The following is a 12,423-nucleotide window of genomic DNA, read 5'->3' as shown; positions in this document are numbered from 1 at the left end:
CAAAGTGGGCTGGCTCAATCATTACTAAATTTAGTAACCAAATAGGGAAATCAACATGTTGCTTGGATAAACTGCAATTCATCAACAAGCACAATAGTAGACGCCGCCTTACTGATTAAGTTCAAAATAATTAAAATTTAATTTAGTCTCTAAGCTATGGGCATAAAAAAAGCCAGCTCAAAGTGGGCTGGCTCAATCATTACTAAATTTAGTAACCAAATAGGGAAATCAACATGTTGCTTGGATAAACTGCAATTCATCAACAAGCACAATAGTAGACGCCGCCTTACTGATTAAGTTCAAAAATAATTAAAATTTAATTTAGTCTCTAAGCGACAGCCATAAAAAAAGCCAGCTCAAAATGGGCTGGCTCAATCATTACTAAATTTAGTAACCAAATAGGGAAATCAACATGATGCTTGTGCAAACTGCAATTTAACAACAAGCACAATAGTAGACGCCGCCTTACTGATTAAGTTCAAAATAATTAAAATTTAATTTAGTCTCAAAGCGACAGCCATAAAAAAAGCCAGCTCAAAATGGGCTGGCTCAATCATTACTAAATTTAGTAACTAATAGGGGGAAATCAACAAGTCGCTCGGATAAACTGCAATTCATCAACAAGCACAATAGTAGACGCCGCTTTACAGGTTAAGTTCAATAAAAGATCCTCTATTTTGAGTATCTTTTTTTAATTTTTGATCAAAGACAACATTTGTTCTTCATCTAACTTAGTAAAACTCATTGATTTATCAGTAAATAATGCATCAACAAGGGCTTGCTTCTCTTGTTGCATTTTAAACACTTTTTGCTCAATTGAATTCGCCATAATTAATTTATAAACAAAAACGGGGTTTGTTTGACCGATCCTATAAGCGCGATCTGTTGCTTGCTTTTCAACGGCAGGGTTCCACCATGGATCAAAGTGGATCACTGTATCAGCCTGAGTTAAATTAAGACCTGTTCCACCCGCTTTAAGACTAATTAGAAATACAGAGGTGTTACCACTGGTAAATTCATCTATTACTTTATCGCGGTGCCGTGTTTGCCCTGTAAGTAAGCTAAAGCTAATTGATTGTTCATTAAGTTGTGTGGCAATAATGTCTAAGGCGCTAGTAAATTGGCTAAAGATAATCACTTTACGTCCTTCGCTAAGCATCATAGGTAGGTGATTACTGATCCAATCTAACTTCGCGCTGCGTGCAGTAGTATGCTCATCAATTAATTGCGGATGACAACAAATTTGCCTTAACTTTAATAACGCATCTAAAAATGCAAGCTTGCTTTTTTGCATACCTTGCGCGGCAAATAAATCGATCATCTTTTCTTCAAGTGCTTCAGTGATCCCTTGATAAATTGCTTTTTGCTGTGATTCAAACTCAAATTCTTTTATCAACTCAGTCTTTAAAGGTAGCTCTTGTGCCACTTCAGCTTTAGTACGGCGCAAAATAAATGGCATTATTAATGACTTTAATTCGCGGGCACGCTCACTATCACCATCACGCTCGATCGGGGTTTGAAAATGTTGTTTAAAATGGCTTTGCGAACCCAGTAATGATGGCATAGCAAAATCGAGTAACGATTTAAGTTCAAAGAGATTATTTTCGATCGGTGTCCCACTTAAGCAAAGTTTAAAGTCGGCATTTAAACGTTTAACCAATCGCGATACCTGTGCGCTGTCATTTTTAATATATTGCGCTTCATCAAGTATAATGTTTTCAAAATATAATGGTGAATAATAGGCTATATCACGTTTTAGTAGCGGGTAGGTTGTTAAAATACACTCTGCTTGCGCTAAATGTGATAATTGTTCGACTCGTGCAGAACCAAATATTGTTGTCACTTTTATGTCACTGGCAAACTTAGTGATCTCGTTTTGCCAATTACTAACTAAGCTTGTTGGACAAACAATCAATGTTGGTCCAGCTTGTGGGTTTTGTTTAGCATTGGCTAAAAAAGCAATGACCTGGAGCGTTTTACCCAGGCCCATATCATCGGCAAGAATACCACCGAGTTGATGGCGTTTTAGAAAATGTAACCAATCAACGCCTTGTTGCTGATATTCGCGAAGTTGAACCCCCGAGTTTAAGCCCTGCAATTTATACTTAACGTCTTTTTTTTGTATTGTTAGCTCTGCTAAATAACGTTCTAAACTATCGTCAACTAAATTAACATTAATACACTCCAAAGCCATTAATTCAGGTAAAAACGACAGGGGTATAAGTAACTCATCTCGTGTTTTTATAAATTCAAACCGCTGCTTAAACTCAGTTAATAAATTGAAGACCGATTTCTCAATTACCCCGAATTGTTTACCCTCAGTGTAATAATAAAATTGTTCACTTTGACGGTTTAATGACTGATACTCAGGGTTATCGTTTGCTAAAACATGGGCAGCTTTTAAATTTGAGATCAATATTTTACTAACAACTTGATGTCCTTTTCCTCGTTTAATATCGAGACAAGGCGTTGTTAAGCTTTTTTTGATCACTAATTTTTTATCGCTAATTTTCCAGCCTCGCTGGCGAAGCATTGGGATTACTTCAAACTTAAACCAATGGTTATGAGTAATGGACTGTTTACTAAAGATAAATGTATTTTGTAAAGCCCCTTTACATGATTCAAATCCAAGGTTAATTAATTCATTTAGTACTGTATTCTCAAGCGCTTTATTAAGTAATTTAATCGGCGCGGAATTAGGCTGATAAAGCTGACCTTGATAATTAAATTGCAAACTAAATTGTAACTGCTTTTTATCATTACTTACGTCTATCACCGCGTATGCATCAGCAATGCGTTTCAATTTCTTTTTTTCTACAGGCTGATAATGGGGAATAACACCATCACCAAAATTGGCTACTAATTGCTTATAAACACGTTCGAAATTGGTGGTATGAATTGCTGGTATAGATTGAATATGTGCAACTTCTTCACCACTGAGAGGTGTACGTAAACGACCTATTTTTAATGACTCTGTTTCAATGTAGGTGGGTGGGGTTGTTTTTAATAGCAGCCAAGGTGATTTATCGCATAAATCAATATTTAAATGCGTAAGATCTTTTTTATGTGTCCAACTAAAGCTGAGTTCTTTAGCGCTATCCGCTTTGACTGAACTACGGGAGCGTCCAAAAAACAAACGCTGCGTTGCTATTAGTTGTTGTAGTGCAGTAAAACCCCATTGGCCTTTGAGCTCAAGATGACCTAAGGCGTTTTGTGAACGTATCCAACTGAATAATCGAAAATCACTTTCAAGCAGGTCTGTAGGTGTAACAAAGCTATTAAGCTGTTGCTCAGTTAAATTACGGCCTAATGTATAATTATGCTCTTTTGAATAGGCTGCAATCTTTGGTGTAAGAATAACGCGAGTATCTTCAACATCAAGTACAAATAACAAAACATTTTTTACTGTCGTAACTTCTGTTTGCTTTAACGTTTTAAGCTCATCAAACCAATCATTTATTATGTAATCTTGGCCGTATTCACCTGAATGCTCAATTTTAAGTTTAAGTAAAACCGCAGCTAAATGACGACAACTTGTTTTTGCATTACATGAACAATGACGTTCAACTGAAAACCCAGTTGGTAATTTTTTGATCTCAATATGCTGATTAAAGGTATTCCCTTCATTACCGAGCATAGACGCATCAATAACAGAAAAATCGCTATTATATTCAAGGCAATTAATTTGACCATTCGCTAAATATTCTTTTGCTCTACTTAGTACATTAGGTTTAAACAACTGTTTTATAAACCGTTCAGATAGAGGAAATTGAGTAGCTTGTTCTTGTTTTATTTCTTCAAAAATAGCTAACAGGTCATTCTTTGATAAATTAGCAGACATAGTGCTCGAAGCATTAAAAATAAAGAATAATTTTACCAGTATATGATTTATATGTACTGAGCTAAAGCATTAAAACAACAAATTATACTTGTCGGAGCTGGTGAGTTGGTAAAAAATAGCTTTGTGCATAAAAAACAATCATCGGGGGTGGCGATGAAACAATTAACAAACAACTAAGACACAGGTTATAAACAACTTAACAACAATTGAGGGGGTTTACAGATCAGATTTTTACTAAGCAATGGGTGATAAGCAAAGAAGGGAGAAAAACCCACCATTAAGTTAGTAAAATAATGATCTTTAATAGGTATTTAGCTTGATTTAGTGTAATTCGGATCGTTATTTAACTAACTTAGAGGTAGTCGAGATCACTATTTTACTAACAAAAGCGTGATCTCAGATCATTATTTTATCAACTAGTTAAAAGCATTTAAAAGCTTTGTTAACTGTTCTAAGCGTCTGTCAGTCATCACTTTATTATCAATCTTAATCGATAAATCACCACTTTTAACATTACGCTGAACACTAACATATTCGCTTTCAAGTAAAGCTTCACGACGATGGGTGTTTACAGGCTCGGCAGTTAAAGATTTGGTAATCGCCATTGCGCGCTTATCGTCACCAATAATCTCATTGATACTTTGATCATTAGCGAGTAATTCAACTTGTTGATTAAATGTTGTTTCATTGCGTTCTTTTGCAGCTATTAATTTTTTTGCGACTTCTCGGCCAACATGATTAGCCGTTGGATACAACGCTAGAACGCTAGCAGGTAGCTTCTCGTAAGCTTTAATGGCATCAGCAATGGCTGTGTGAGAAACCCCTTCAATTGCCGCTATTTCACGATAGGAGCCCTTTTTACCATCATTAATTAATTCATCTTTTGTTTGTTGATACGCTTGGCCAAGCTCCCATAAACTTGGTGCGATGTATTGATCCGATGAAACAGCTAAAATTTTGGCATCAAGATCTGTAAAATCACTTGAACTAAGTACCATGTAATCAGCATTTCCTAATATACATGCCATACGACGACGTGAGCCTGCCAGTACAAGTGTTTCATCACCTTTATCCCAGCATAGGGCTGGATGTTGGTTACGCCCGTCCTCAGTGATTGCAGGAAGAATATCAGCTACTGATTTTTCATTTAAAAGTGATTGTACTCGTCGGTTTTTGCCATACACTTTAGTCATGAGTTCTATGTCATTATGCGGGATTATTTTACACACCAATGTGATCTGACGATTTGGATCGCTTGGAGCTGGCATTTTTATTACATCACCGGCATTGGCCTGTTCAAGTAGCTCATCAAGGCTGCTATTGCCGATAGACGTAGCAAAAGGATCTAAGCTGGTGTCATTTTTACGTTTTTTAGCCATTATTATTAACTACCTTACTTAGCTTTATTAAGTTGAGATTGCGTTGACTTCCAATTAGAACGAATCAACATTTCAAGTTCATCAACTACATCTTTGATATTTTCTTGTGCTCTGATCAATGATTCTCGACTAGCAAGGCTATCTGATGTTTTTTGATCAAAAATAGTATTAAATGATGATGAACTGGCTGTAATTGCTGAGCTGTGGTTTATTGGATAGCTCATGACTTGACGCCCAAACGCACTACGAACATCTTTCACTATGTCACGCTGAGAATGATTACCTTTAACGTAATTCGTCACTAAAAACTGCATGAAATCCCAACCTTCATGGCCTAAAGAAGCCACTGTATGGTAAATCTCACCAAGTCGTTTTAGGTATTTATTATTTGCATCAAAATCAACGGCTTCAGGGTGCACAGGTATTAACATTGCTGTAGATGCCATTAAAGCATTATAAAACATAAAGTTAAGTGAAGGTGCTGTATCAATCAATATAATATCAAACTGATCTTTTACAGGGTTAATCACTTTCTCAAGTAATTTATGATAATGACGTGTTTTATCGTAGCTTGAACTATCTTTCAATAACGTTGCGGTCTCATGTTCAAAATAAAAGTCGTCCATACCAGAAGGTAAAATACGAATATTTGGAATGTGCGTTGGTAAAAATGAATTTGATACAAGTTGTTCCCATGTTTCATTTTCATCAAGTTCAATGCAATTACGCATTAAGTCGCCGACTGTTATAGGTTCTGGTTCGCTCGGTGGGAAAAAACTAGAAGAAGAACCTTGAGGGTCTAAGTCAATAATACCAATACGATAACGTTTAATATTTGTAGTTGCCAATGCTGCTGCAATATTTACCATGCTAGTTGTTTTACCACAGCCACCTTTGAGTGAATTGATGACAATAACTTGTAATTTATCATCAATATTGCGGTGATCTGGTTGAATATCCATGATATCAGCCATTGAGAAAATATTTACCAGAGTGTAAGCATAATGACCGTTAGCACCACGTTTAATATTTAAATTATCGAAGTCGCCATTATCGTGACGTCTTTTTAAGGTTCGGTTGTTGCACCCTAATAAATCTGCCGCTGCTTTTTGGGTATATGTTCTAAGTTCTTTTTCTTCAGATTTTAGATGAGCGCGATAATGTTGAATACGTCCTTCTAATGACTTTTCTGCGACTTCAGCAGTTGCTTTTAAAAGACCATATGTTGCTAACGCATTACTATGAATTGACATGCTTTATTCCTCAAAGTTAGGTGATAAGTATAATGTCCATTCAATTAACTGTAAACAACTATTTATGGTGACATTACTTTTATTTAGAAGACATTCAAAACTTAATATTCAAACTTTAATATTGCTTAGTATAAATAAAGAAGGTTAAAGGTGGTTAGTATATAAGGTAATAAAGGTTAAGGGTCTTAAAAAGTCACTTAACTAATTGATTTTAATAAACAATAGTAAATAAGTTAGATCACGTTTATACTTGGTTAAGATCAGATCTTTTACTACTGATGGATCACTATTTTACTAAGCACAAATATAACAATAGAGTTACACACAAGTTAAACACATTGTTGTTCACAATAAGCAGTGTTTAGATCATTATTTTACTAAGTTAATTAATAAGTTATACACTAACGAGTGGTTAAATGAGTGGGTTTGATTAGTATAGATCTGATCTGTACTAGGTAGAGATCAGATCTATTCCAACTCATAGTTGTATTATCCACAGGCATGCTTTCTAAATGGACGATATGTCGTGTGTTTTTTAATAAAAACTAAAATGAAATGGACAAATTTGCTATTGAGTTAGTAAAAATTAGATTTGTAACTGCCTAGTTAGTAAAAAAGTGATCTGTAAATCATGATTACAACCTTGACTTAGTATAAAAGTGATCTGATGATATATTTTAAACTTGGATCAGTTTTATACTAACTTAAACATTTAACTTTTACAGTTTAATGTGTTGTTATTAGATGTCGCAACAAAATTTGGAAATAAGAACAATGAGCCGAAAGGTCAACATCTCGGTAGATAACTTACCCGATACATTACGGGGACAGATCCACGGGGTGGAAAGTGCAATCGATAACGAGAGTCTCGCTTTATTCACCGATAATAAAGATGTCCGTGTTTCAATCGAAAATGCTGCACATGGATTACGAGCATACTCAAACACATTTAATCATTATGATTTATGGGGACGTTTTGTTCGCTCTGGTCATAAAAAGCTCCCTTTAGAAGAAGCACCAAAAAAAACGATCATTACACGTAAAATATCAGAAAAAGTAGATGGTATTTTGTATGACGGTGAAATAAAAATAACACCAGCTGTTGTCAGTAGCCGTAAAGATGGTGAAGATATTGAATATTTAGTTTGGCCATCTGATCGTGAAGAAAAAGTTGAGCGCGCACTCATTCGTTTGGCTTCAAAAGGTAAAATCGTTAAAATAAATTTTAAGTCCGGTATTCAATATGCCGTTGTTTTTTCGATGAACGAGTTGGCTCAAGAACTTAAAGCTGTTGGGCAATCTATGCCTTATCCACAAATTAAAGAAGCTTTAGAAGCACTGCAAGGATCTAAGTTATCATTTAAATATTCTGCGACGGATACAAAAAATACAGATATTGATGACTCTTTTTATGAGTCAAATATGAACTTTCTTTCATCGTTGCATTTTAGTGGTAAAAAAGGGCAGGGAGGCAATGTAAAATGTGTTGCATGCCTGAATGCGTTTGTTCATAACATGATCGATAACCTTGAATATAAAGGTTATTATTTCAACAGCGCGCAAGAGCTGAAGCGTGGTCTGTCTCGTTGGATGATGTTACGTTTGTATCACCTTTGGCGTTATGCTGCACCAGGAAAAACTTACCATTTTAGATTACTATCGATCATGGAAAAATATGGCTCTATTTATTCCACAGATAATATTACTGAAAATAAGTTGAAAGCGCTGCGTCGTGATATGACAACGACGATGAAAGACTTAATTGAGAAAGGCGCTATTTCAGAATACAGTATTACGAATGTAAAAGATGATAAAACGGGAAATATTATTGATTATACATATGAAATGCACCCGTCAGATCAATTTTGTGATGAAATACTTACTTTGAATAAGCATAATAAGCGGATTGAAATTCAAGGCGGTAAGCGTGTAGTTGAAAATGTAGTTCACCTTGATGAAGATACTATTGAGGCGATAGTCCAAGATTAACCGCTTAGTTTAGTGTAGTTGTTAAAAAGGCCGCTATTTAGTGGCCTTTTTAACATAATCAACTTTCTATTTGTTCCATATATAACCTATCAACAAGAAAATCATATTCTTTTTTTCTTGGGTGTCCATCTGGTTTTAGATAATCAGATAAAATACCCAGCTTTACATCCGGTTCAGGGTTAATCAAAATAAAGGGTAAGGCAGCACTGACATGATAACGATCTTGAGCTGTGTATCTAACATTAACTTGAGGGCTTACACGGGTTGGTCGTCTAATTCTGAGTTTATCTTTATCTCCCAAGCTTGCTACACGTAATTTTTCTTGAGCAACAAGTGATTGCCAACTTTGTTGGTCTATCATTCGAGGGTTAGAATAACCGGCTGATTTTTCCAGCATTTCGAGTGCCATTTTTTTTGTTAAAGTTTTTGTTGCGTGTTTATGCATCCAAGTAAAACGTACTGAGTAAGGTGAGTTCACTTCAAAATGAATTTTACGGTAGGCCGCAAGCGTGATTAAATTTGGAATAGCATTATGAACAGCTTCAAAGCGCGCATCATTATTATCAATGGCTAAAATACACTCTTTAAATGCAGCTTTAGCTTTGTTTAATTGTTGAATTCGAGCAACAAGGTGTTGTTGATCCGCATTTTTAATTACTAATAAGCCAGGGTGTCGTTTTAAAACTCGGCTACTAAGACCTGATTTTTTATATATATCACCAAACGAATTTAAAATTGATTTATGTGCAGCATCCTCCGTGATTTTAGTAACATTAATAGAGTTAGGTACAATTTTTTCATCATTACAGCCTACGTCAGGTAATTGATAAAAATCGGCTTTTGAATAACCACATTCTTTTAAATCATCAATAAAAAGATTAGTTAAATCATTTAGTAAATCAAACTGACTTCTAATTTGTACTTTAGATACCATAAGAACACATCATACAAAGATTAAGATCAATATTTTACCATATAGAGAAGCAGGTTCGAAATATTAAAAACAGCCTTTTTCTTGTTAACTAAATATCCAACTATACTCAGAGCTAAGTTATCATTATTAAAAAACTATAGGTATGATGTGTTCTTTGTTTCACTTGATTTATTTCCCTCCCATTGTTTCATAGGTACATGAAACAATTGGGATGTAACAGAACGTAGCGAAAAACACGGAGGCTTGTCCCAATCTGTACTATTAAACACATGGAACTTCAAAGAAATACGCATCTCGTTTTTAGGATCTAGTGAATACCTAAGTATCTACATAAAGTGTTCTAATAGCCTTATAGAGCAGGGATAAAAGCAATTATTCAAAAGATTGGGCAATGATATAATTGAGTTAGAAATACCAGAAGAACATATTCATATGGAGGTTCGAAGTGAACCGAAAATGTCACCGAGTAAATAGTAAAGAGTATTTCGGCGAGATAACTTTTGCGACTTTATCCAGATGTAAAGAGGCGATACTTTTGGGCTGTCAAGCTTTGGACTCAGAGTTATTTTGTTGAAACGATAGGAAATGCAAACAAAGATACGATCAGAGCGAATGTACAAATTCAGCGAACCAAATTAGACAATAAAGAAAAACACTGGGCTCAGTTAGGGCTCCTTTAAACTCGGTTGCTTGCAGTCTATGTTAATAACAAAAAAAGTTGCTTTAGTGCTAATCATTTAAAAATATGACGCAGAGCATATATATCGTATTTATAAAGGTATTCTGGTTTAAGTGTACAAAAGGTAATGCATAACCATATTAATGGGCTTCATACATAGGAAAGGCTTTCTAGCTATCCTGTATATGCGCGCTGAGCGAACTTGGAGCGGTTAAGTTTAGGGCTGGGTATATTTCGATACGGCAAAATAAGTAGGTGCTTTTGCTGTAGATATGTTTTCACCTTCTATTAGCGATAGTTTATTATATCTTTAAGACCAGTTACCTAGCACACAGTTACAGGGCCTTGCTGGTAACACCTACAGAATGAACTACTATCACAGTGGTTTATTTAAAACTAAGGCCAATGAGCTAGGCAGCTCTTTAAACTGGTCAATTGAAATAGGGGGGTATTTAACTTATAAACTTATAGCTATTTTCTTCAGCTTCACAGTCATACCAAAATGTAATACACATCTAGCCCCGGTAAAGCAATTCAGTTTTATATTAATTCGTGGTAATTCGATATCACTAAAGGGATATAACCGAGTTATTAGATGAAATAAAATCCAGATATTAAAACCCAAAATAATTCTTCATAGCACGCATTATTAATTCTATCCACTGTTAGCCCTAAATTACTAAATAGACACTGTAATGTTAAGGTTACAATGCACTTAAATTTAGGTATGATGTGTTCTTTTGTTGGTGTTTAACTAATTATGTTCAAGTACATATATATTCCATCTCTTTAATTAACTATTTATTCATATTAATTAATAGCTTAATAGGTTTTTACAATAACTTAGTATCAGTAATTGTGCTTTTGAGCACCTTTGATTATCAATAATATTTATCTCATAACTAAATAATTGATAATTAGCGAATATAGTCCTTGAACAGCGCCACTGCATACGTTAATTTCACCTATCAGGTAAACGTAGGAATGAGGAAATAATATGCAGTCGTGGAACCCAAATAGCTGGAGAGAGCTCCCAATACTTCAGCAACCACAGTATCCAGATCAAGAAGCACTAAAGACTGTCGAAGGACAATTGAAAAGCGCACCCCCATTAGTATTCGCTGAAGAAACTCGTAGCTTGTTTAAACAACTTGAAGACGTATGTGAAGGTCGTGCCTTCTTGCTCCAAGGTGGTGATTGTGCAGAATCATTTAGTGACTTTAATGCCGCAAATATTCGAGACACATTTAAAACAATTTTACAGATGGCTGTAGTGTTAACTTATGGTGGAAAATGCCCTGTAGTTAAAATAGCCCGTATGGCAGGCCAATACGCAAAACCACGTTCAGCAGATTTAGAAACAATCGATGGTGTCTCATTACCATCTTACCGTGGTGATATAGTAAATAACTTTGATTTTACCGAAGAAGCGCGAATCCCAGACCCACAACGCTTAATGACCGCTTATCACCACAGTGCAGCAACACTTAATTTATTACGCGCGTTTGCCCAAGGCGGACTTGCTGATTTACATCAAGTAAATCGCTGGAACATGGGCTTTGTAGCCGCGAACCCGCTTAAAGAAAAATACCAACAACTTGCTGATAAAATTCAAGATGCACTTGAATTTATGGAAGTATGTGGCATAAATTCCACAATCGCACCTTGCTTAAAAGAGACTGATTTATATACGTCTCATGAAGCACTATTACTAGGTTATGAAGAAGCGCTTACTCGTCGAGATCACCTCTCTGGTGACTGGTATGATTGCTCAGCACACTTCGTTTGGATTGGTGAACGTACACGCCAATTAGATCATGCACACATTGAGTTTTTTAAAGGTATCAAAAACCCAATAGGCGTTAAAGTTGGTCCAGGAATGGACCCAGACGATCTAATCCGTTTAATTGATGCACTTAACCCAGATAACATACCAGGTCGTTTAACATTGATCACACGTATGGGTGCAGATGTTCTGCCTGAAAAGTTACCTGCATTAGTCCGTCGCGTTCAACAAGAAGGCCGCAAAGTAATTTGGAGCTCTGATCCAATGCACGGCAATACAGAAAAAGCCACATCAGGTTATAAAACACGTAGTTTTGATAATATACTTCGTGAAATTAGTCAGTTCTTTGCTGTTCACAAAGCGGAAGGTTCATACGCTGGGGGTGTTCATTTAGAGATGACAGGCCAGCATGTAACTGAATGTACCGGTGGCGCTTATGGATTGTCTGATGATGACCTTGCACAGCGTTATCGCACACAGTGTGACCCACGCTTAAATGCTGATCAAGTATTAGAACTTGGTTTCTTAGTTGCTGACTTATTAAAAGACGCACGTAAGTAAG

The 12,423-nt window shown here is 35.7% G+C and carries 6 protein-coding genes; 2 read left to right on the top strand and 4 right to left on the bottom strand.

Annotation, left to right across the window (positions count from 1 at the left end; translation table 11 throughout):
- Window positions 1-691: 691 nt before the first annotated feature.
- From HH219_RS17840 to HH219_RS17830, 3 genes are all read right to left on the bottom strand, one after another.
- Window positions 692-3,841 carry a DEAD/DEAH box helicase gene (locus HH219_RS17840; RefSeq protein WP_169328218.1) on the bottom strand — a complete coding sequence of 1,050 codons (3,150 nt, stop codon included), beginning with the start codon at window positions 3,839-3,841 and terminating at the stop codon, window positions 692-694.
- A gap of 416 nt (window positions 3,842-4,257) precedes the next feature.
- Window positions 4,258-5,220, bottom strand: coding sequence for a transcriptional regulator (locus HH219_RS17835; protein ID WP_169328217.1), 963 nt, complete (start codon window positions 5,218-5,220; stop codon window positions 4,258-4,260).
- A 14-nt stretch (window positions 5,221-5,234) separates the two neighbouring features.
- Entirely contained in the window at window positions 5,235-6,473 is a 1,239-nt protein-coding gene (locus HH219_RS17830) for an AAA family ATPase (protein WP_169328216.1), read from the bottom strand.
- 774 nt (window positions 6,474-7,247) lie between these two features.
- Here HH219_RS17830 and HH219_RS17825 point away from each other — a divergent pair.
- Window positions 7,248-8,462 carry a hypothetical protein gene (locus HH219_RS17825; RefSeq protein WP_054203906.1) on the top strand — a complete coding sequence of 405 codons (1,215 nt, stop codon included), beginning with the start codon at window positions 7,248-7,250 and terminating at the stop codon, window positions 8,460-8,462.
- A 58-nt stretch (window positions 8,463-8,520) separates the two neighbouring features.
- Here the strand turns inward: HH219_RS17825 and HH219_RS17820 are convergent, their stop codons facing one another.
- Entirely contained in the window at window positions 8,521-9,396 is an 876-nt protein-coding gene (locus HH219_RS17820) for a DNA replication terminus site-binding protein (protein WP_169328215.1), read from the bottom strand.
- Window positions 9,397-11,072: 1,676 nt separating this feature from the next.
- On the opposite strand from HH219_RS17820, the gene HH219_RS17810 reads away from it, so the two are divergent.
- Window positions 11,073-12,422: a 3-deoxy-7-phosphoheptulonate synthase class II gene (locus tag HH219_RS17810; RefSeq protein ID WP_054203904.1), complete on the top strand. Its 1,350-nt coding sequence runs from the start codon at window positions 11,073-11,075 to the stop codon at window positions 12,420-12,422.
- Window position 12,423: the final 1 nt, after the last annotated feature.

This window comes from Pseudoalteromonas sp. NEC-BIFX-2020_015 (genome assembly GCF_012952265.1).
Classification (GTDB): Bacteria; Pseudomonadota; Gammaproteobacteria; order Enterobacterales; family Alteromonadaceae; genus Pseudoalteromonas; species Pseudoalteromonas neustonica.
This window is presented reverse-complemented; position numbering and strand designations above follow the sequence as displayed.